The sequence below is a fragment of the Flavobacterium frigidarium DSM 17623 genome, from assembly GCF_000425505.1.
Taxonomy (GTDB): domain Bacteria; phylum Bacteroidota; class Bacteroidia; order Flavobacteriales; family Flavobacteriaceae; genus Flavobacterium; species Flavobacterium frigidarium.
In genome coordinates, this window is the sequence record NZ_AUDO01000011.1 from 109,680 (window position 1) to 132,881 (window position 23,202).

General features: G+C 34.4%; 17 protein-coding genes. 8 read left to right on the forward strand and 9 right to left on the reverse strand.

Annotated features, from left to right (window positions below; translation table 11 throughout):
* Positions 1–102 precede the first annotated feature (102 nt).
* Positions 103–1,407: an NAD(P)/FAD-dependent oxidoreductase gene (locus tag H603_RS0108575; protein ID WP_026708199.1), complete on the forward strand. Its 1,305-nt coding sequence runs from the start codon at positions 103–105 to the stop codon at positions 1,405–1,407.
* Between the two features lie 86 nt (positions 1,408–1,493).
* Here the strand turns inward: H603_RS0108575 and H603_RS0108580 are convergent, their stop codons facing one another.
* Complete coding sequence (locus H603_RS0108580) at positions 1,494–2,555, reverse strand: DUF3810 domain-containing protein (RefSeq protein ID WP_026708200.1); 1,062 nt, start codon at positions 2,553–2,555, stop codon at positions 1,494–1,496.
* A 139-nt stretch (positions 2,556–2,694) separates the two neighbouring features.
* Positions 2,695–3,945, reverse strand: a complete 1,251-nt coding sequence (locus H603_RS16650) for an MFS transporter (protein ID WP_035675730.1) — start codon at positions 3,943–3,945, stop codon at positions 2,695–2,697.
* A 573-nt stretch (positions 3,946–4,518) separates the two neighbouring features.
* On the opposite strand from H603_RS16650, the gene H603_RS0108590 reads away from it, so the two are divergent.
* Entirely contained in the window at positions 4,519–5,982 is a 1,464-nt protein-coding gene (locus H603_RS0108590; protein ID WP_026708201.1) for an aminoacyl-histidine dipeptidase, read from the forward strand.
* 346 nt (positions 5,983–6,328) lie between these two features.
* On the opposite strand, the gene H603_RS0108600 is transcribed toward H603_RS0108590, so the two are convergent.
* From H603_RS0108600 to H603_RS0108615, 4 genes are all read right to left on the reverse strand, one after another.
* The gene (locus H603_RS0108600) at positions 6,329–7,096 is read right to left on the reverse strand and encodes a carboxypeptidase-like regulatory domain-containing protein (protein WP_026708202.1); all 768 of its coding nucleotides are present in this window, start codon (positions 7,094–7,096) and stop codon (positions 6,329–6,331) included.
* Between the two features lie 88 nt (positions 7,097–7,184).
* On the reverse strand, positions 7,185–9,113 hold the full coding sequence (locus tag H603_RS0108605) for a DEAD/DEAH box helicase (RefSeq protein ID WP_026708203.1): 1,929 nt from the start codon (positions 9,111–9,113) through the stop codon (positions 7,185–7,187).
* A 207-nt stretch (positions 9,114–9,320) separates the two neighbouring features.
* Complete coding sequence (locus H603_RS0108610) at positions 9,321–9,896, reverse strand: non-canonical purine NTP diphosphatase (RefSeq protein ID WP_026708204.1); 576 nt, start codon at positions 9,894–9,896, stop codon at positions 9,321–9,323.
* Positions 9,897–9,930: 34 nt separating this feature from the next.
* Positions 9,931–11,439 (reverse strand): FMN-binding glutamate synthase family protein, encoded by a 1,509-nt coding sequence (locus tag H603_RS0108615; protein ID WP_026708205.1) that lies wholly within the window; start codon positions 11,437–11,439, stop codon positions 9,931–9,933.
* A gap of 136 nt (positions 11,440–11,575) precedes the next feature.
* On the opposite strand from H603_RS0108615, the gene H603_RS0108620 reads away from it, so the two are divergent.
* Positions 11,576–13,957 (forward strand): hybrid sensor histidine kinase/response regulator, encoded by a 2,382-nt coding sequence (locus H603_RS0108620; protein WP_051219248.1) that lies wholly within the window; start codon positions 11,576–11,578, stop codon positions 13,955–13,957.
* Here H603_RS0108620 and H603_RS0108625 read toward each other — a convergent pair.
* Entirely contained in the window at positions 13,954–14,757 is an 804-nt protein-coding gene (locus H603_RS0108625; protein ID WP_026708207.1) for an NYN domain-containing protein, read from the reverse strand. The two genes, H603_RS0108620 and H603_RS0108625, sit on opposite strands and share 4 nt — an antisense overlap.
* Before the next feature lie 226 nt (positions 14,758–14,983).
* On the opposite strand from H603_RS0108625, the gene H603_RS0108630 reads away from it, so the two are divergent.
* Positions 14,984–16,246 carry an aminotransferase class I/II-fold pyridoxal phosphate-dependent enzyme gene (locus H603_RS0108630; protein ID WP_026708208.1) on the forward strand — a complete coding sequence of 421 codons (1,263 nt, stop codon included), beginning with the start codon at positions 14,984–14,986 and terminating at the stop codon, positions 16,244–16,246.
* A 105-nt stretch (positions 16,247–16,351) separates the two neighbouring features.
* Complete coding sequence (locus H603_RS0108635; RefSeq protein ID WP_035675733.1) at positions 16,352–16,816, forward strand: putative periplasmic lipoprotein; 465 nt, start codon at positions 16,352–16,354, stop codon at positions 16,814–16,816.
* A gap of 50 nt (positions 16,817–16,866) precedes the next feature.
* Here H603_RS0108635 and H603_RS0108640 read toward each other — a convergent pair whose 3' ends face one another.
* Complete coding sequence (locus H603_RS0108640; protein WP_026708210.1) at positions 16,867–17,985, reverse strand: hypothetical protein; 1,119 nt, start codon at positions 17,983–17,985, stop codon at positions 16,867–16,869.
* Positions 17,986–18,049: 64 nt separating this feature from the next.
* The gene (locus H603_RS16655; RefSeq protein ID WP_084157732.1) at positions 18,050–18,943 is read right to left on the reverse strand and encodes a transporter; all 894 of its coding nucleotides are present in this window, start codon (positions 18,941–18,943) and stop codon (positions 18,050–18,052) included.
* Positions 18,944–19,071: 128 nt separating this feature from the next.
* Here H603_RS16655 and H603_RS0108650 point away from each other — a divergent pair, with 128 nt between their 5' ends.
* From H603_RS0108650 to H603_RS0108660, 3 genes are all read left to right on the forward strand, one after another.
* Positions 19,072–19,353, forward strand: a complete 282-nt coding sequence (locus H603_RS0108650; protein WP_026708211.1) for a DUF4834 family protein — start codon at positions 19,072–19,074, stop codon at positions 19,351–19,353.
* A gap of 44 nt (positions 19,354–19,397) precedes the next feature.
* Positions 19,398–21,818, forward strand: a complete 2,421-nt coding sequence (locus tag H603_RS0108655) for a YfhO family protein (RefSeq protein ID WP_026708212.1) — start codon at positions 19,398–19,400, stop codon at positions 21,816–21,818.
* Between the two features lie 72 nt (positions 21,819–21,890).
* The gene (locus H603_RS0108660) at positions 21,891–23,183 is read left to right on the forward strand and encodes a glycosyltransferase family 4 protein (RefSeq protein WP_026708213.1); all 1,293 of its coding nucleotides are present in this window, start codon (positions 21,891–21,893) and stop codon (positions 23,181–23,183) included.
* Positions 23,184–23,202: the final 19 nt, after the last annotated feature.

Below are 23,202 nucleotides of genomic sequence, written 5' to 3' on the forward strand. Positions count from 1 at the left end.
AAGATCGTTTCATAAAGAAGTATAAAAAAGTACGTTTGAGATTCATTAATTATAGAATAAATCAATAAGATTGTATATTTGGGAATTATCAAACTACAACTTATGAATATACCTGATTCAGCTTTACCAAGAATTGTAATTATTGGAGGAGGATTTGCCGGAATTGCATTAGCAAAACAACTTAAAAATCAAGCCGTGCAAACGGTTCTACTCGACAAGCACAATTACCATACATTCCAGCCCTTGTTATATCAAGTAGCAACGGGCGGACTTGAAGCAGGATCAATTGCATACCCTATTCGTAAAGTAATACAAGAGTATGATGATTGTTATTTTCGTCTCACATCTGTGCAAGAAATAGACACAAAAAATAGGCAAATTATTACCGAAATAGGCAATCTATCTTATGATTATCTTGTCATTGCTACTGGTTCAAAGACAAATTATTTTGGAAACAGCGATATCAAGAGATACAGTATGTCAATGAAAACGATTCCGCAATCATTGAACATTCGCAGCTTAATCTTAGAAAATTTTGAGCAAGCTGTTCTAACTCGTGATACTGCAGAGCAAAACAGCTTAATTAACTTTGTTCTAGTAGGTGCAGGTCCTACAGGAGTTGAGTTAGCAGGAGCACTGGCTGAAATGAAAAAGGCCATTCTACAAAAAGATTATCCCGATTTAGATATCGCTAGAATGCAAATCAATTTAATTCAAAGTGGTGATCGCATTTTAAACACGATGAGTGAAAAAGCTTCGGCTGCTGCTGAAGAATTTTTAGAGAGTTTAGGGGTGACTATTTGGAAAAATGTGCGTGTTACTAACTATGATGGAAAAACAGTAACTACAAATGCTAATATGAGTTTTGAAACCGCTACCATGATCTGGACTGCTGGGGTAGAAGGTGCGCTTGTTGCGGGACTTGATGGAGAGTCATTAGTAGCAAGAGCAGCCCGGATTCGCGTTAATGAATTCAGTCAAGTACGTGGTTACGATGATATTTTTGCTGTAGGAGATATAGCTTCGATGGAGTCAGAGGATTTTCCTCAGGGACATCGTATGATGGCGCAACCTGCATTACAACAAGGAAAATTATTAGGGCAAAACCTAATCAAGCTAGTTCAAAATAAAAAAATGCAACCTTTTAAATACAATGATAAAGGCTCCATGGCAACCATAGGTCGCAACAAGGCTGTGGTAGATTTGCCTAATTATCATTTTCATGGCGTTTTTGCCTGGTTTGTTTGGATGTTTGTTCACTTATTTTCTTTAATAGGCTTTAAAAATAAAGCAGTAGTTTTCTTAAATTGGGTGTACAATTACATACGTTTTGATCGCGAAGGCCGACTGATTATTAGACCTTATAAAAAGAAAAGTTTCACCACATTTACAAGTGATGAGGTTTAATTTTTTCAAGTCCATTAATAAAAGAGAAACTTTAAAATAAATTGTAATCACCGTACTACAACCGATTTTCGATATCGGCGACTTACTTAAAGTTCTTCTGTTTTGTAATAGTTAATCATTAAGTCGACAAATTTACTGTAGCTATCGATACCGTCCTTTTGCTGGTTAAGCTTTAGAAAATTATCATAGAATAAATGAAAAGCGATTTCGATAGGTGACTGATATTGTTCCCAGAAATCTTGGCTTTCTTGATAGTTTAGTAGTATCCCCTTGTGAACTTTGGGTATGATTTTTTCGAATGCTTGCTCATCTTTTAATTTAAGACTATTCAAGCAGTATTTTAAAGCAAAACTGTATCCGGAATATTTAAAGTATAAATCATCATTATTTATAGCAGATAGAAAACCTATAAAATTACACTCGCTCTCACTAGCATATCCTATTTGGTGCGCCATTTCATGGGTTACCGTGCTGGGTAAATTGTATTTAGGTACTAAGTTATTTAATTGTGCTTCATTAGTAAAAGGATTTAAATAACCGCTAAATCCCATATAAGATAACGGAACTCGTAGTAAGGAATTTTTTGTACTCAATTCTTGAAATTGAAAGTAAGGATAACGATTTGCTATTTTTTTGTAACCATTCAAGGTTTGTTTGTAAATACTTTCTGTGCTGTTTTGTACCGCAACTTTTGAGATGTCATTTAGTACAAGTTGTCTATGGATAGCGTTGGTTTTTACAATTAGTTTCTCGGTAAAATGGACTAAATCTTCATCAGAGTACTCAGTTTCAATTTGCATTTTTTCTGATAAGGGTTGGCGATAATAATTTAAAGCCCATAAAAAATGAAATAAAAAGTAAAATATAGAAATACAATTTACCATGCTTAGAAAGTGATCACGCCAAGCTGTTTTCCAAGATTTTCTATTTGACCAAAACCAACGGATAATTAATACAACTAGCGCTATGTAAGCAACATCTCCAACCGAAAACGGAAAAATACTAAACACAGTTCTTGAAAATACAGATAAAATAGGGAATAAACCATTACTATAATATTGCTCCACGAACTCAGGAAAGTGGGCTAGTATTTTTAAGGCTAGTATCTGGAAAACGAGAAAAAATGCAAGAAAATATTTTGACTTCACTTAAAGCTAAATTTATAAAGTTGTGAGAGGTAAATATAATCAGATTCTACAAAAATCAGTTCGCTACAAGTCACTTTATTGCAATTTAACGAACTGATATTCGAGGAATAATTCCTGTACATCATGCAATCAAGAATTTCTAGCTTACAATTATTTCTGATTTTTTCTTACCCGTTTCTCTTAGTAACAAAGCAAAAGCGATAGATATACTGATACAGATAACCCAAAACATTCCAGCATTTTGAAAGTGAGTCTCTTTATTAGCAGCTGTTAATAAAGTATTTCCGTATAAATAACTAAATAAAGGGCCAAGTAATGACGTAACACCAAAAGTCAAAAAGTTTATAGCACCGGTAGCGCTTCCTTTCACGCTGTCAGGATTACTTTCTTTAATAATAGAATATGGTATCATTGCTGCCCCTGAAGCTACTCCCAGTAGAAAGGTGCTTACATACGCTGGATACAATGTGGGTAAATACAATAATTGTAGCAAACTGGCAATCATTAATGAAGCACCTACAATTAATACAGGTTTTCTTCTTCCTATTTTATCGGCGATCCATCCCATCAATGGGCAACCTACAACCCATCCTAAAGCCACAAATGCACTTGCTAAGGTTGCGGCCTCAAAGTCCATATTGCGGTCTTTTTGAAAAAAAGCGACACCCCAAGTCATGGCAAAAATTGTTGTTGGTGCAAACAATAATCCAGAAATAGCACCACATAAATAACTTTGTTTGTTTGTGAATACAATTTTGTAAGGATCGAGTAGTCCAGTTTTACTACCGCTATCGTTCTTTAATATGTTTTCGTCTTTAGGAGTTACAAACAAGATGAAAACACCAATTATAATAATTAAAGCTCCTAATCCAATCCAAATAAAGTGTAGGCTAAAGCCTTGTCTTATTGCAGGCCCTATCAAAAATTGGCCAGCAGATCCACCAAGCATTCCTAGACATTGTGTTACACCAATAGCAGTAGCTAATTTTCTAGGGGAAAAAGCTCTTGCTGCAAGATATACACAAGCAGGAAAAGCCATAGCCGAACCAGCACCTTGTAATAAACGACCAATATAGCCATCATAAATGCTCGCAATTGTAAATAGTATACAACCCAAGCCTACGACGATAGTTCCTATCGATAAAGGATATTTTGCGCCCAATTTATCTAGTGCTATTCCAGCAATTAAACTAGTCACAGAGTAGGTCAAGTAATACATTCCTATTACAGATGTTACTCCATTTGTCGAAGTCGTGAATGCAGTTGAAAGTTCTGGAATCATTACGCTAGGAGCAGAGCGCACAGCATATTCTAATAAATAAAAAATTAATCCAAAAGCCCAGGCTAATATATACGGGTTTCTAGGAACCACAGTGGTATTTGTTTGCATAATAATATGAAAAAGCTCGTTGCGACGTCTTGTTTGTAGTGTTGGGTCGCAATAAGTAATGAGTATTCCAAATTTACAAATACAGTTTGCAATATAATAATGCGACGTTCGATTTACTTTATTTTATCTCTTCAGGCGATTTAAAAATTTGATATGTTTTTTTTATCCTTATTTCTAAATTTTTTTTGCCAAAAAATCTTAATTTTTCTGTGATATTATAATGTTGGTTTGAGTCTTCATAAGTTGTTATTGCTATCTGTGCTTAGGATTGTAACACAAATTAGTTTCGCATAGTGATATTACTACCCGCTTGTACTCGAAGGAGGCTCGCTATAACGAATGTTTTAGTCATGCAAGTAATCCAATATTTGAAGCAATAAAATTTTTAACGCTTTTAATATAGAAAGTCATTATTTAAAAGGCATTTATTTTCGAATATAAAAATTGTAAGCTATTTGAAAAATGTTCAAAAATGCTGAGTTTTCGAGTTTATAAATTGCGTTATAGTCAGGAAATCGAATTTAAACTTTGTAACTTTGAGTTTTAAAATTGTTAAACATCAAATAATCATAAATGAGTCAAGAAATAAGAAATTTAGAACCAAAAGTACTTTGGAATAAGTTTGCCGATTTAAATGCGGTACCAAGACCTTCAAAGAAAGAAGATAGAGTAATTGCATTCATGAAGGACTTTGGCGAAAGCTTAGGTTTAGAAACATTTGAAGATGATATTCGAAATGTGATTATTCGTAAGCCAGCAACTCCCGGAATGGAAGACCGCAAAGCAATTGTGATGCAAGGGCATTTAGATATGGTGCATCAAAAAAATGGAGACACTGTTTTTGATTTTGATACACAAGGAATCGACATGTATGTTGACGCTGACTGGGTACGTGCTAGAGGAACGACTCTTGGTGCTGATAACGGCTTAGGTGTTGCTGCAATTATGGCGGTACTTGAGAGTAAAGATATTCCTCACCCTGCTATCGAAGCGTTGTTTACTATTGATGAAGAAACTGGTATGACGGGCGCCTTGAATTTGAAAGGCGGTATTTTACAAGGAGATATTTTATTGAATTTAGACACCGAAGAAGATGACGAAATAGACATTGGTTGTGCAGGAGGTATTGATGTGACAGCTACTGCTGAATATGACGAAGAAGCTACTCCAGAAGGATCTGTTGGATATAAAATTACTGTAAAAGGTTTAAAAGGTGGACATTCAGGAATGGATATTCACAAAGGTTTAGGGAACGCTAATAAAATTATGAACCGCCTGTTGTTTGATGGTTTTGATAATTTTGGTTTGCAAATTTCTAAAATTCAAGGTGGAAGTTTGCGTAACGCAATTCCAAGAGAAAGTGTGGCTACAGTAATTATTGCTGAGGTTTATGACGAAGCCTTTGTTTATGATATGCAACAAGTAGTCAACGAGGTAAAAACTGAATTAAAAACAACTGAGCCAAATTTAGAGGTTGTTTTTGAAAAATTAGATACCGCTCCTGCTAATGTGATGCCTTCAATTGCGCAATTCTATTTTGTTAGAGCAATGTATGCTGCACATAATGGTGTTTACAGCATGAGTGCTGATTTTGATGATTTGGTTGAAACTTCAAATAATATTGCTAAAGTAGGTTTAGGTAGTGGAAATCTATCAGTGCAGTGTTTAACACGTTCGTCTGTTGAAACTGCAAAATTTGATTTAGCCAACAGTTTACGTTCTGCATTTGAATTAATGGGATGTGAAGTAGAGTTGTCAGGGTCTTATCCAGGATGGACTCCTAATTCAGAATCTGAAATTATGGATGTTTTGGTTCCTATTTACGAGAAACAAACTGGAGAAAAACCACGAGTTGTAGCTTGTCATGCAGGATTAGAATGTGGAATATTAGGGACTAATTATCCAGATATGGATATGATTTCATTCGGACCAACAATTCATGGAGCGCATTCACCAGATGAGAGAGCGAGTATTTCATCATCTCAAAAATTCTGGAAGTTTTTAGTGGAAATTTTAGCTAACATTCCAGTTAAATAAAATTTATATAACTGCTATAAATAAGAATAGTGTTCAGTTTCTCTTGAAGCTGAACACTATATTCTTAATTTTAGATTTGAACTTAGTCTCTTTTAGGAGCATTTTTCTTCTCTCTTTTCTCGTCTTTTTTTTCCTTAGCCGTTTTTAACGGTTCTTTTTTTGCTGTTTTTTTAGCATCTTGACTTTTTGCCATGGTAGGTATTTTAAATAATTAGGCAATTGCTTGCAAGTAAATGTAGCTAATATTCTGATGTATTGTTACTTTTTCAAAATAAAAAATCCTTGCCGTACTCTGAAAGCACAACAAGGATGATTTTAAAATAGGATTATATAGCTTATAAACTAATTATCTTTTCTTCAATATTTTGTATTCTTCATAACAGCCGCTTATAGCATCCATTATTTGTAGGTCATTTGCGGTTTGTATAAAAGATTCTGAATAGCTACAGCGTTGCAAGATTTCAGCGATTTCCTTTTTATCGATTCCTAGTAATACGGCAATAGTCTCTCGATCAAATTTAGATTCTAAAAGGTTACGTACTGTGTCGTCCTTTTTCATCTCTTTTAATTTTTTCAAATCTCTTCCATTTTTACCAAAAAAATTATAAAGCATGTCTGCAGGATTGAATATCGAGCCTAAAACACGTCCAAAAGCATCAGGGGAGTAACCTCCAGCTTCATATCCATGCGTTAGTCCTGATATGCTGTATCTATAATTTTCTTGTACTGGAATCGTCTTAGAATCGACTTCAAGATAACCAGTTAGATTGAAAGGCTTAATGACCACTTCTTCTAGAGCAATGGCTTTTTCAGTAAGATAAATTTTGGCTACTTTGTTTTTTATCCAGTCATTAGTCACTTTTACTCTCAAGGATTGGAAACCTAAAAGGGAAAGGTGTAGGGTATCTGTAGGTTGAACATCAATTTCGAAATAACCACTAGCATCAGTTCTTGCACCTCTAACTTTATTAATGTTTATAATATTTACATTATTCAGTGGCATTTTGTCGTAGTCGTTGTAAATGTATCCCGTAATCTTTTCAGAAGCGGTTGTAGACTGCGCATTACTAACTACGGAAAGTGTTAAAAACAAGAAAACTGCAAAATATTTCATATACTGATTTAAAACTTTAAAAGTAGTAAATCAGGATTAAATATTTTGCAGTTTCTTTATATAATTACAAGAAAATTAACAAACTAGGTTAATCTCTTCTTGGTCTTCTTGGTCTTGGTGAATCACCAAAGCTTTCAGAACGTCTTGGAGCTCTATCAGAAGAACCTTCACCTCTTGGTGCAGAATTTCTTCCTCCAAATCCACCTTCTCTTGGAGCAGAGTTTCTATCACTTCTGAAACCGCCTTCTCTTGGAGCAGCGTTTCTGTCAGATTTAAATCCACCACCAGAACCTTCACGTCTTGGAGCAAAGCTTCCTTCTCTTCTTCCTCCACCAGATCTACCTCCGCCGAAACCACCACCAGAACTTCTTCCGTTGTGATCACGTCTTCCGCCACCGTCATTTTTAGAAATTTCAACATTGATACGACGTCCTTCTAATTGTACGTTGTTCAATACTTCCATCACTTTGTCAGTGTGCTCAGGGTCAGTGTTAAAGAAAGAGAATCCTTCTTTTACATCTACTTTGAAAACGTCATCACGACCTAAGTCTAATGTTTCTTTCAAATAGTCTTTTAATGACATCCAGTCAAAGTTGTCTCTAGATCCAATGTTTACAAAGTATCTAGTAGCTCCACCACCACCAGTGTTTCCACCTTCTCTTGGTGCGCTATCTCTCTCGCGTCTGTCACCAGATTGAGAAGAAATATCTCTGTTTTTCTTATAGTAAGCAATAAAACGGTTGAATTCTACTGATACAATTTTCTTAATTAACTCGTCTTTTGTTAAGTCTTCAAGAACGTTTGTAATAGCAGGTAAGTAGTTGTCAATTTCGTGATCAACTTCTGTATCTTTAATTTTATTAGCTAAGTGTAATAATTGGATTTCGCAGATTTCAATTCCAGATGGGATTGTTTTTTCTTCGAATTTTTGCTTGATGATTCTTTCGATAGAAGAAATCTTACGCAATTCACTTTTAGTTACAATTACGATAGAAGTACCTAATCTACCAGCACGACCAGTACGGCCAGAACGGTGATTGTAAGTTTCTATTTCGTCAGGTAATTGGTAGTTTACTACGTGAGTAATATTATCAACGTCAATTCCACGTGCAGCAACATCAGTAGCTACAAGCATTTGGATTTGGCGACCTCTAAAAGATTTCATAACTCCATCACGTTGTGCTTGAGATAAATCTCCGTGTAATGCAGCAGCGCTATATCCATCTTCAACTAATTTTTCGGCAACAGCTTGTGTGTCACGTTTTGTTCTACAAAAAACTACTGAGAAAATGTCTGGATTAGCATCAGCTAAACGTTTCAAAGCTTCGTAACGATCACGAGCATTTACTAAGTAAAATTCATGAGATACTGTTGATGAACCTGAGTTCTTAGCACCTACAGTAACTTCTACAGGGTCTGTCATGAATTGTTTTCCAATACGTGCTACTTCAGCAGGCATTGTTGCAGAAAACAACCATGTATTTTTGTCGTCTGGAGTAGTTGATAAAATGTTTACAATGTCTTCATAGAATCCCATGTTTAACATTTCATCTGCTTCGTCAAGGATACAATAGTTGATTCCAGTAATATTTACTAAACCTCTATTGATCATGTCTTGCATTCTACCAGGAGTTGCAACAATAATTTGTGCTCCTCTTTTAATGTCTCTTGCTTGTTCTGTAATGCTAGCCCCGCCGTAAACTGCTACCACATTAATACCTTTTTCGTATTTAGAGTAGTTTTTAAGTTCGTTAGTAATCTGCAAACACAACTCACGCGTTGGAGATAAAATCAATGCCTGAGTATTTCTGTTGTTGGCATCAATTTTTTGGATAACTGGAAAACCAAAAGCTGCCGTTTTCCCTGTCCCTGTTTGAGCCAACGCAACCATATCTGTATCTTTTTCCAATAATAGGGGAATCGCTTTCTCCTGTACTTCGCTCGGATTTTCAAATCCTAGATCTAAAATCGCTTTCAGTAACGATTCACTCAATCCTAATTGTTCAAATTTATTCATATGTATTTTTAAAATAGGGTGCAAAATTAGTCTAAATTATTGAGATAAACTAATGCTATTTTAAGTTTTAATAATTTAAGACTCTTTGATTATCAGAAAGTTATCGTTTTGTGATGCGAATATTAATTTTATATCCCGAATTTTATACGATAATATATTGAATTATCTAAAAAATTTAAATAGATTTTAGTGTATTTAAACGATTTATTAGAGGTCGTTTAGAAACGAAATTAATTGTTGCGTTGCTAGTCCGCGATGGCTGATTTTATTTTTAGTTTCTGCACTTAATTCTGCAAAAGTTTCTTCATAGCCTGTTGGTTTGAAAATTGGGTCGTAGCCAAAGCCTTTGTCTCCTGACTTTTCTTCTGTTATAGCGCCCTTAACAATTCCGGTAAACGACTTTTGTTGTCCTTTGTAGTTTAAAGTAATCACTGTTTTAAACTGAGCAGCTCTATTTTTATGAGACTGTAAATTGTGCAATACCTTGTTCATATTCTCATTAGCATCTTTTTGCTCGCCAGCATATCGTGCTGAATATACTCCTGGTTCGCCATTCAAAGCTACTATTTCTAAGCCTGTATCATCAGCGAAGCAATCTAAGCCAAACTTTTCTTTTACATAATTCGCCTTTAAAATTGCATTTCCTTCAATTGTATCTGCAGTTTCAGGAATTTCTTCAAAACATCCGATTTCTTCAAGACTTAATATGCTAATAGTTGATGGTAGTAATTGCTGAATTTCAGCTATTTTATTTTTGTTGTTAGAGGCAAAAACGATTTTGATCATTGGTTTAATCTTAAGTATTAATATTTGTTTATTAAAATCGAGAGATATTAGTCAAATTATCTGGAAAATATAAATCTGATAAATTTGTAAATTCGTCTCCACGCATGAAGATGCTACTATCTACTTCACTAAATTTAGTTTTACCTGCTGCGGCTAAGAGTTCGTTTGCTGAATGTAAGGTATTTTTATGATAATGATATACACGTTCTGATTTGTCAGTAACTACTAATCCTTTCATTAACATTTTATCCTGTGTAGCGACTCCGGTAGGGCAGCTGTTATTGTTACAACGTAATGCCTGGATACAACCTAGAGAAAACATGAATCCTCTAGCGCTGTTACAAATGTCGGCTCCCATCGCAACTGCGCGTAAAATAGAGTAACCTGATATTATTTTTCCACTTGAAATTATTTTAATATGGTCTCTAATTCCTAAATTAATCAATGTTTTGTTTACAAATATTAGCGCGGGTTCAAATGGCATACCTACACCGTCTGCAAACTCTAGAGGTGCTGCACCAGTTCCTCCTTCGGCACCATCGACTGTAATAAAATCAGGAAAGCAATTTTGAACCACCATCTCTTGACAAATCAATTCGAATTCAATTGTTTGACCTATACATAGTTTGAAACCAATTGGTTTTCCGTTTGATAATGAACGCAATTGTGCTATAAATGCAATCAGTCCCTTGGCATCAGAGAAAGCCGAATGGCTTGGTGGAGACAAAATAGTGGTGTGCGGTTCGACACCTCTTATTTTTGCAATTTCTACAGTGTTTTTACTTGCTGGTAATACTCCTCCATGCCCTGGTTTTGCTCCCTGTGACAATTTTATTTCGATCATTTTTACTTCGGGATGTTTTGTTTTTTCAGCAAATTTTTCTGGGTCAAAATTACCGTCACTTGTACGGCAACCAAAATAACCTGTACCTATTTGCCAAGTGACGTCACCTCCCTGTAAATGAAACTGCGTCAAACCTCCTTCTCCGGTATTGTGGTAAAAGCCACCTTTTTTTGCTCCTTTATTTAGTGCCATGACCGCATTTTCGCTTAAGGAACCAAAACTCATCGCGGATATGTTGAGTAACGATGCGGCATATGGTTGCTTGCAATCTGGTCCACCTACAAATACTCTAGGTAAATCCTCATTTACAGCAGCTGGGAAAATAGAGTGTTTTACTCCTTCGTAGTTAGAGGTATTAATATTTAATTGTGTTCCAAACGGGGTAGTAGACTCTATGTTTTTGGCTCTTTGATATACTAACGAACGTTCGTTTCTTGAAAATGGTTTGCCATCAGTGCTGCGCTCGATAAAATATTGTTGAATTTCGGGAGCGATCATTTCGAACAAATATCTAAAATAACCTAGAACGGGAAAGTTGCGTAAAATAGCATGTTTATGTTGCGTTGTATTGATGAAACCTACAGCTAACAAAACTATTAATATGATAGTCAAAAAGTAAGCGGTATGGAAAAAGAAGTTGATACAAAGGGCAAAAATTAGTGCAAGGCCACCAACTGCAAAAAATTTGTTTCTCATTATAAGAGTTTTAAATTAGTGTTAAACGTTTTGTCTGAATAATCTATTTGTTAATATGTGCTATTGCATGTAAAAGCTAGGATTTAAAAAGCTATTTTTACTTTGATAAACCCCAGAATTATCAGAAAGATAACACATGATTATAAAATTACAAAGCAAAATTGAATTTTTAATAAAGGTAGTGATGTTATTATTTGTAACTAATTCCTACTCACAATATATTCTAAAAAATGACTCTTTACCTAGTAAAATCTCCTTACATCGTTACACTGCTATAGTTGACTATGGAGAAAGGGAGCTTAGTCTAAAACAAGTGATTGCTAGTTTTGACAACAAAGAGCCTCAATTGATAAAAGTTCAAAATTATGATTTAGGTTTTACTGCTAATCATTTTTGGGGGCGAATAAACATTGCAAACACCACTACAACAGATTTGCAATACTTTTTAGAGATGGCGCGGCCTATTACTGATGTTGTCGAACTTTATTTGATCGATGATGCGACTAATGCCGTAGTAAAGCAGCAAAGCGGAGATGCTATTCCTTTTACCCATCGCAGTTTTATAAGTAGAAAGTCTATTTTTAACATCAACTTAAAATCAAAACATTCTTATACAATTTATTTTCATCTTAAAAGTGATGGAGAGGTACTTGTTAGTCCGGTGATGTTGTATAGTGCTGAAGGGTATATCAATATGATTTCGTTCGAACAATTACTGTATGGTGCGTTTTATGGCTTGCTTGCCGTGACTGCAATCATCTATTTCTTTTTCTTTCTCGCTTTAAGCGAAAACATATTTCTATACTACACTTTATATGTTCTATTTGTAGGATTACTTCAATTTTCGCTTGATGGCTTCTGGTTTAGATATATAACACCTTCAGGAGGGTGGTTTTCAGACCATGCAGTACTGATTTTTGCAATTCTTGGAACTTTCCTGTCAGGTAAGTATAGTGAGATGTTTTTAAAATTAAAGTCTAATAGTCCCATTTTTTATAAATTATTTATTCTTAGTTATGTTGTATTGCTAGCGATACTACTAATGGTGTTTTTTGTTCCATCACTATTAACATTTTGCTATATAGCAATAAATGTGGTTGCTTTATTATGCTTGTTATTGGTGGCTGCTGCAGTTATTAATCTGTATCTAAAGGGAGCAAAAGTGAATCTGTTTTTCACCATTGGTATTTGCTGTTTGGTAGTAGGGTTTACGCTTTTTATACTTAATAACGTTGGAGTTATTCCAAGTTCATTTTTAGCAGCAAATGGTACTAAATTAGGGACTACATTAGAAGTCGTCTTTTTGTCTCTAGCAACTTCAAGTTTGATTAAAAATTTAAAGGATGAGAAAAATAGTTTAAACCAGTTGGCACTAGTACGTGCAGAGGAAATGAATAGTTTAAAATCATATTTTTTATCGAATATTAGTCATGAGTTGCGTACGCCGTTAAATGCTATTATGAACTTAATTGACTCTATAAGCAATGATATTAATGACGAAGGGATCAAGAAAAATTGCGAAGTTATTAAGTATTCTTCTAGTAGTTTACTTAACTCTGTGAACGATATTTTGGACTTTTCGAAAATAGAAAAGAAGGAATTGCACATCGATACCGTCAAATTTAATCCGGCTCTAGTATTTGAAAAACTGGCTAAAATAATTGCTCTACGAGCAAAAGACAAGCACTTGAACTTTGTATTTGAAAGGCCAGAGGAGTTGCCGTTGCAAATTTTGGGTGATGAGATGAGGCTAAATCAAATCATTAATAATATTTTAAATAATGCGATTAAGTTTACAAATGAGGGAAGTGTTACATTTAAGGTAACTGTCATTATGTTGAGTAAAGAGCGCGCTAAACTGATTGTAAAAATAGCAGATACAGGAATAGGGATATCAGACTTAAAGAGAGAAAGCATCTTTGATTCTTTTACTCAAAATAATAGTGATAATAAGAGGAATTTTAACGGCTTAGGATTGGGGCTTTATATTGTAAAAAAATTAGTAGACATGCAAAACGGATCAATAGAAATCGATAGTAAATTAGGGAAAGGAACGACATGTACTGTTGTATTGGATTATGATGTTGTGCCTCAAGAGGAAGGCGTGAAATCAATTGATCAACCGGTAGTTTATGATCTTTACGGAAAAACCATTTTGGTGGTTGAAGATAATTCTATTAACCAAATGGTGATTAAAATGATTGCTAAAAAATGGTTGAATACTTCAGTAATTTACGCAAACAACGGTCAAGAGGGATTAGAGGCAGTGATGAATAATAAGATTGACATTATATTAATGGACTTACAAATGCCAGTGATGGATGGTTATGAGGCCACACAAGCAATACGTGACGGACTTGCAGGGGCCGAAAACGCAAACATTCCTATTATTGCTGTTACAGCAGATGTCATGGAAACAACAAAAGCGCACATAGCAACAATAGGAATGAATAACTATATTTCTAAACCAATTCAAAAAGAAACGCTATTCCAAATGATTTCAGATTTAGTGAATTAATTAAATCTTAAACGTACGTAAACGTGTTTAATTCCTTTTTTATCAGAGTCTCTTTCGTCAATTTCTAAGATGTCTGTCAATGATTTTAGCATAGGAGTTAATTTTGCAAAACCGTAGTTTCTAGGATCGAATTCTGGTTTTTTCTTCACAATCAAATTTCCTACATCACCAAGAAATGCCCATCCGCTGTCGTCTGCAATGTCGTCAATAGAATCCTCAATCAAATCAATTGTGGGTTCGTCAATTTTATTCAATGGCTTTCTAACATTTTTTTCTGGAGTTTTTTCTGTGTTTTTCTCAACGACCTTTTTCGCTTCAGTAGTGTTGTTTCTTTTAGGAGCATTTTTCTTGATGGCACCATCTAAAACTTCGATAAAAACAAAACGATCACATGCGCTAATGAAAGGTTTTGGCGTTTTTTGTTCCCCAATTCCAATCACTTTCATTCCTGATTCACGTAATCTTATTGCAAGGCGCGTAAAATCGCTATCACTAGATACGATACAAAAACCATCTAACTTACCAGAATACAATAAATCCATAGCGTCAATAATTAGTGCTGAATCGGAAGAGTTTTTTCCGGTAGTGTAACTATATTGTTGGATAGGAGTAATGGCATGCTCTAATAAAACACCTTTCCAGCCGTTTGCATTAGGACGGGTCCAATCGGCATAGATGCGTTTTGTCGTTGGAGTACCATATTTTGTAATTTCCTCCATCATACCTTTTACATTGCTGTAAGGGACATTGTCTGCATCAATTAAGACGGCTAATTTAAGTTCTCTTGTATTTTGTGACATATAAGTGATTGCATTTCGTGATTTTTCAAAGATACAAAGTTTAAAGTAAAAATGTGCTTTAGCCCTGATAGTAACGGCATCCTTTTACTTTTTTCTTTAAAAAGTAAAAGATATAGTGGATAGCAGGAATAGCTACAAAAAAATAAATTTAATTTCAAGACTTTTATAAAATATAAATAATTATTTTTGCAACTTCTTAAAATTAAAATTATTACTTAAATATATTATGGTAAAGGATTTATTCGAAAGAATTCAAAACAATAAAGGACCATTAGGAAAATGGGCTTCGCAAGCAGAAGGGTATTTTGTTTTTCCAAAGTTAGAGGGTGAATTAGGACCTAGAATGCAGTTTGGTGGGAAAAACATTTTGAACTGGAGTCTAAATGACTATTTAGGTTTAGCGAATCACCCAGAGGTGAGACAAGCGGATACTGATGCAGCAATTCAATTTGGTGCAGCATATCCTATGGGAGCCAGAATGATGAGTGGTCATACAAAATACCATGAACAATTAGAACAAGAATTAGCTGCTTTTGTAATGAAAGAATCAGCTTACTTATTGAATTTTGGTTACCAAGGAATTATGTCAACAATTGATGCTTTGGTTACTAGAAATGATGTTATTGTTTATGATGTAGATGCGCATGCCTGTATCATTGATGGTGTTCGTTTACATAGTGGTAAGCGTTTTACTTACAAGCATAATGACTTGGAAAGTATGGAAAAGAATCTGCAACGTGCCACAAAAATAGCTGAAACTACTGGTGGAGGTATCTTATTTATTACCGAAGGAGTTTTTGGGATGAGAGGACAGCAAGGTAAATTGAAAGAAATTGTTGCTATGAAGCAAAAATATAACTTTCGTTTATTAGTTGATGATGCACACGGTTTTGGTACTTTAGGTAAAACTGGAGCTGGAGCTGGTGAGGAGCAAGGTGTTCAAGAAGATATTGATGTTTATTTTTCAACGTTTGCAAAGTCAATGGCTAACATTGGTGCGTTTGTAGCTGCTGATAAAGAAATCATTGATTATTTAAAATATAATCTACGTTCGCAAATGTTTGCAAAGGCGTTGCCAATGATCCAAACAATAGGTTCGTTAAAGCGGCTAGAATTGTTGCGTAATCATCCTGAATTGAAAGATAAATTATGGGAGAACGTAAATGCATTACAAACAGGATTGCGTTCAAGAAACTTTAATATTGGAGATACAAATACTTGTATTACACCAGTATATCTTGAAGGAAGTGTTCCTGAGGCTATGGTTATGGTGAATGATTTGAGAGAAAACTACGGAGTTTTCCTTTCAATTGTAATTTATCCGGTGATTCCTAAAGGTATTATATTGTTAAGAATGATCCCTACGGCTTCACATTCATTATCAGATATTGATGAAACTCTTGTTGCGTTTGAGGCAATTCGTGAGAAGTTAGTAAATGGAACATATAAAGAAATTGCAGCTAGAACTAAGGTAGACTTAGATGCTTAGAATTGTACTATTATAATGAGATTGAAAACCGTTCATCCTAGATGAGCGGTTTTTTTTTATACTGAAATAGCTATTTTGCTTATCTTTAAAATAAAATGAAGTAAAATGAAAAGACAAATGATTGGTCTACTAACTGTTTTAGTTAGTTTAAGCGCATGCAAAAAAGATATTGAAAATGAAAAGCCAATAGATATTCAAAGAGGTGATAATGTAGAAATTATCGAAGAGTGTTATGCCGTTTATAGTCAAAAAGATACTGTTTTTTTACACTTGAAAATTGCAAATAAGCAGCAAATTTCTGGGACACTGCAATATAAATTCTATGAGAAGGACCGCAATGGGGGCACCTTTAAAGGTATAATTAAGGGCGATAGTTTGATTGCTAATTATACTTTCATCTCTGAAGGGAAAACGAGTTCGCGAGAATTAGTATTTTTGAAAAAAGGCGATGCGTACCTTGAAGGGTACGGAGAAATAGTAGATAATAATAGAGGGAAAGTAACTTTTAAAAATCATAAAGAACTTCAGTTTGATAATAGCATGCTATTGTCGAAAACAGACTGTGAATAACTCAAAAAAAGCACCAATACAACTCCTTGTACTGGTGCTTTTTTGGATGCTTATAAATCCAATTTAAAAGTTTTTCTCTTACAGATAATTTTGGGATCGAAATTTTTCCAGATGGCATGAATGGCATGATTATCTGCTAATTCTGGTGTTCGTATACAATTTTCGATGCCTTTTTCAGTAAAAGTTGTATGGTACTCTTTGAAGATAATTGCGTGAGCACCTTTACTTTGATAATCAGGATGCACGCCTATCAAATAGAAACAAACATCTTTACTGTTATTTCGAGCATTTAATAAATGATAAAATCCAAAAGGAAATAATTTACCATTTGCTTTTTGAAGTGCTTTTGAAAAACTAGGCATAACAATCGCAAAAGCAACTAGGTTTTGGTCTTTATCCTCTACAAATTTGATGTATTCAGGGTTGATAAAACTAATGTATTTTTTCTTAAAATATTCTTTTTGTATATCAGTTATAGGTACAAAGGAAGACAGACTTGCATAAGACGCATTGAATAAATCAAACATTTTATCGACATAAGGCATTACATCTTTAGTCTTTTTAAAATTCAACGGTTTTAATTGATACCTTTTTTTTATTATTTCCTGTGCTTTATCAAAGTACTCTAATTTTACATTTTTAAACGGAAATTTACTTTCAATGTATTCTTTCTCGGTTTCAAAACCTAGTTGTTCAAAATGTTGCGCATAATATGGGTGATTGTACCAAGTAATCATGGTTCCTAATTCGTCAAATCCTTCAGTTAAAACACCTACTTTATCTAAGTTAGAAAATCCCATAGGGCCTTCTACGTGCTCCAAATTGTTTTTACGGCCTAAATCATATACCTTTTCAAGTAGGGCTTTAGTAACTTCAATATCATCTATGACATCAAACCATCCAAAACGTACTTTCTTTTTTTGTTGATCATTTACTTCACTCCAATTGATTATAGCGGTAATCCTACCTACAATTTCGTCATTTCTATAAGCCAAGTAAAAATAAGCCTCGGCATTTTCAAATGCGGGATTTTTAGTTTTATCGAATGATTCTAATTCATCGGCAATGATGGGTGGTACCCAATAGTCATTGTTTTTATATAAAGAGAAAGGGAATTTAATATAAGTAGTTAATTCCTTTTTAGTTTTTACTTCTTTTACTGTAATCATGTTATTTTTAAAGTTGTGAGTACTGACATATTTCATGCACCGACTCTTATAGTATTTTTAAATTTTATTTTAAATCGGTAGGTTTAAATAATTTGACATCTTTATGTTTTGCGTCATATCGCCAAGAAATTCCAACACCACCGTATAAAATAGAAGGAGTGTCTTTTAAACTTGAGCTTATCGAAGCATCTATTTGAATATCATCACTTAATAAATAAGCAGCACCTCCCCTTACAATTGCATCGCTATAAAAATCGCTCTTAAATCCTTGATTTTCTACAAAACCAGACCATTCTCGATTAAAAGCTTTGGTCAAGGTGATAATGTAGCCGTAGCTAGGATCGTCAGTAGCAACGTAATCTGCGATGATGTTTGTTACAAATACCCAACTGCCATCTCCGAAATGATTTTGAGTGATCAGCATTAATTTGGGCGAAATTTCAGCGCTTGCTGTATAATAATAAGGATTGTCTTTACCTACGATATTTGCTCCTGCAAAAACACTCACTGCTGGTATAAATTGCTCCCAGTTGAAACTGTGATTGGCTTTCCAACTGTACAAATTGATTCTGTCTGCGCTATTTTTATAAGGATCAAATAGTAAATATTTTGCTCCAAGAACTGTTTGGCGCAACGCAGAATTTGTTTTTTCGATAAATCGGGCATTGTATTTTTCGTACTGATATTGAATATCTGCAATAACTTCTAGTCGCTCTGTAAGTACTCCCCAGCGTAAGGTTGCGTCTAAGCCAACACCTGTTTTATCATAATCTAGTAAAGCATGATGTTGTTTCACGGCATAGGTACCTACTTCGGCTTGAATTACTTTTTTCCCTATAGCATAAGCAGACATACTCTCACCAGGTCTATTAGAATTAATAATATCAGTATGTTGAGCAAAAAATAGGGTGGGCACCATTAAAAGCGTAGTATACAATGCTGATTTGATATTTGACATAGCTATTTGATGTTAAAAGTAATAATGCATTTCAAATGTACTATAATTTATTATTTATTTAAGAAGGATAGTTCACTTTTGTCCTTAAGTTTCGGGTTGGTTTTATTATTTTTGTAAAAAAAATAATTATGCAAACTGCTTCTTTTGGAGGTTTTATACGAACCCTATTAATTATAATAGCTTTCTACTATATCTTTAAGTTTTTGGCTAAATTATTCTTGCCGCTCTTATTAAAAAAGGTAGTACAAAAGGCAGAGAATAATTTCAAGCAGCAACACCAGCAATCGCGCGATCAATCTTGGAATAGCACACAATCTGAACAAGAAGTTTTTTATAAACCACCAGTTTCAAAACAATTTCATGAGACCAAAAAAGTGGGTGATTATGTGGATTACGAAGAAATAGATTAAGTTTGCCGAAGTTATCAAATATATACTCTTAAATAAGCGCTACATTGAAAGTTATTACTAAATTATACCCTCACGCCATTGCCATTTTAGGCTTTGTAATTGTTTCTCTTTTTTATTTTTATCCCGTACTACAAGGAAAACAAATTTTTCAATCAGATATTGTACAATATACTGGAATGGCTAAGGAGCAAAATGATTTTAGAGCTTCAGATCATGTAGAGCCATACTGGACCAATAGTTCGTTTGGAGGGATGCCTACGTATCAGCTGGGGGCAAAATATCCTCATGATTACATAGGTGCAATCGACGATGCTTTGCGTTTTTTACCACGTCCTGCTGATTATTTGTTTTTATATTTTTTAGGTTTTTATGGCTTGTTACTAGTTTTAAAGGTAGATCCTTTAAAAGCTTTTATTGGCGCATTGGCCTTTGGTTTTTCAACCTATTTAATTATTATTCTAGGTGTAGGTCACAACGCTAAGGCGCACGCAATCGCCTACATGCCTCTAGTTATCGCGGGAGTAATACTAGTTTTTCAACGTCGCTTTATTGTAGGGGGATTGTTAACTATGTTTGCCGCAGCTTTAGAAATTAATGCGAATCATTTCCAGATGACGTATTATTTATTGCTTTTTCTTTTAATTCTAGCCGCTTATTTTATCTATAAAGATGTTAAAGACAAAGCATTTCGACCACTTTTAAAATCTTTTGGTTTTCTTGCTATTGCAGGTATTTTAGCGGTAGGAGCAAACGCTACTAATTTAATGGCTACTGCTGAATATGCTGGTTTTAGTATTCGATCAAAGAGCGAACTTACATACAATCCTGATGGATCAGCAAATACAACAAGTAGTGCAATGACCAGGGATTACATTACAGAGTATAGTTACGGGGTAGTGGAGAGTTTTAATTTGATTTCACCCAGAATTTTTGGGGGATCAAATAGTGAAAATGTTGGTAAGGATAGTGAGATGTATGAAATGATGATTGGGAACGGCGTTCCTGATGCTCAGGCTGCTGATTTTGTTTCAGGCATGCCAACATATTGGGGAGACCAACCTATTGTTGCCGCTCCTGCTTACATAGGGGTAGTTGTTTTTTTTCTTGCAATTTTAGCGTTGTTTGTTGACGATCGCAAAATTAAATATGTTTTCCTTTCGGGAGCTGTTGCGTCATTGCTACTATCGTGGGGTAAAAACTTTCCTGTTTTAACTGATTTCTTTATTGACTTTATCCCAATGTATGATAAGTTTAGAGCAGTTTCTTCAATACAAGTGATATTAGAATTGTGCTTTCCTGTACTAGCAATAATGGGACTTCAGTCCTTTTTTAAATTAGATGAAGAGCAACATTTTAAACCATTGTGGCAAGCTGCTGCAATAAGTTTTGGTACGATTGTAATTTTGTTTTTAAGTAAAGGCATGTTTAGTTTTGCAGGGGCAAACGATGGATATTACTTAGAAAGTTACGGTCCGCAATTTGTTGATGCTTTAAAGAGCGATAGAAAGAGTCTTTTTAATGCCGATTTACTTCGTTCAGGTTTCTTTATTATAGTCACTGCGGGAGTTTTATGGTTGTATATAAAAAATAGATTAGCACATACTACAGCGATAGTATTAGTGGGATTATTTATGGTGTCTGACTTATTTTTTGTGGACAAGAAATATGTATCTACAAAAGATTTCGTTTCTAGTCGTCAAGTAGAAGTTCCGTTTCAGGAAACGCTTGCTGATCAAGAAATAGCAAAAGACCCAGGAATTTTTAGAGTATTTGAAGTTCAGGATTTGATGGGTGCGCGTACCTCTTATTTTCACAAATCGATAGGTGGTTATAGTGCTGTTAGACCTAGAAGAGTACAGCAACTATTTGATTACCAATTAGCAAAAAACAATCTTGAAATACTTAACATGTTAAACGTTAAGTACGTCATTCAGCAGGATAAAGAAGGTAAAGACTTTCCAGCTATCAATCCTGATGCTAATGGTAACGCATGGTTTGTAAGAGACGTTAAGTTGGTTAATAAAGCTAATGACGAAATGAAATTGTTAGAAGGCTTCGACACTAAACATGCGGCTATTTTTAATATTAATCTCTACGGTGAAAAATTTAATAATGCACGCTTGAAACGCAATCTTGATGATAGTGGTACAATTGCTCTAGAAGTGTATAAGCCAAACTATTTAAAATATAGCTCGAAGTCTAAAAATGAAGGCTTGGCTGTTTTCTCTGAAATTTATTATGAAAAAGGTTGGAATGCCTACGTTGATGGAGTAAAAACGGATCATTTTCCTGTGGACTATGTGCTAAGAGCGATGATGGTTCCTGCTGGTGATCATACTATCGAGTTTAAATTTGAGCCAGAAGTTGTAAAAACAGGAAGTACAATTACATTGATAAGTGCTGTTTTAATGCTGTTACTTTTAATAGGAGGAATTTACTTTGAAAGAAAAGGGAAAGAAATCTAGGCAAGCAACAATTTTTTAAAATTGCTGTTTTGTTATCGTAGCTTTTGCAGTATAAATTTAATCAATCTCTAATTGGAACCGGAACACAAGAAAGTTTTAATAATTACCTATTATTGGCCACCTGCTGGAGGACCAGGAGTTCAGCGTTGGTTAAAATTTGTAAAATACCTGCCTAAGTATGGTATACAGCCTATAGTTTATATACCTGATAATCCTACTTACCCCATTATCGATAATGATCTTTTAAAAGAGGTTTCAAGCAGTGCGGTAATTCTAAGAAACAAGATTTTTGAGCCGTACCAATTGGCTTCTTTTTTTTCGAAAAATAAAACAAAAAAAATAAGTTCGGGGATTATTCCTAATACTAAAAAGCAATCGGCATTAGATAAAATATTTTTATGGATTAGAGGAAATTTGTTTATTCCTGATGCACGCGTTTTTTGGGTCAAACCCTCTGTAAGTCATTTAGAAAAATACATTGTTGAAAATAATATTGACACCATTATTACTTCAGGACCGCCACACAGTTTGCACCTAATAGGTTTGAATTTAAAAAAGCGCTTAGATGTAAAGTGGTTTGCTGATTTTCGGGATCCTTGGACTACGATAGGGTATCACAAATCGTTGCGTTTATCAAAATACGCTGCTGCAAAGCACAAAAAATTGGAAAAGGAAGTGATGCAAACTGCAGATGAAATTATTGTTACAAGTAAAACTACTAAAACAGAATTTCAAGCCATTACTGATAAGCCTATAACAGTAATTACAAATGGTTACGATACCGCTTTGATTCCTGCGCAGCAACTAGATACTAAATTTACTTTAGCGCATATTGGTTCGTTTTTGTCAGAAAGAAATCCGCAAATTTTATGGACTGCACTTCAAGAATTATTAATCGAAATTCCATCCTTTAAAGCCGATTTAGAGATCAAACTAATAGGAGCTATTAGTCAGGAAGTACTGACTTCAATTAATGAGTACGTATTAGATTCTTATCTGAATAACTTAGGATATGTTTCCCATTCCGAAGCTATTGCGCATCAAAAAAAGTCGCAAGTGTTACTATTGATCGAAATAGATTCTGAAGATACGAGAAGTATTATTCCGGGTAAATTATTCGAGTATATGGTATCAGGCAGACCTATAATTGCTATTGGACCTAAAAACTCCGATTTTGCTGAGATAATTACTGAAACAAACTCTGGAGTATTCTTTGAATATGCTGAAAAAGAAAAACTAAAACAAGTGATTATAAAGTATTATAATCAATATGTAGTAGGTGAACTAAAGGCAAACGGAGTAGGGTTACAGCAATATTCAAGAGAAAACCTCACAAAGCAATTAGTGCAACTTCTTAATAAATAATTTACGGGCAGTGCCTTAC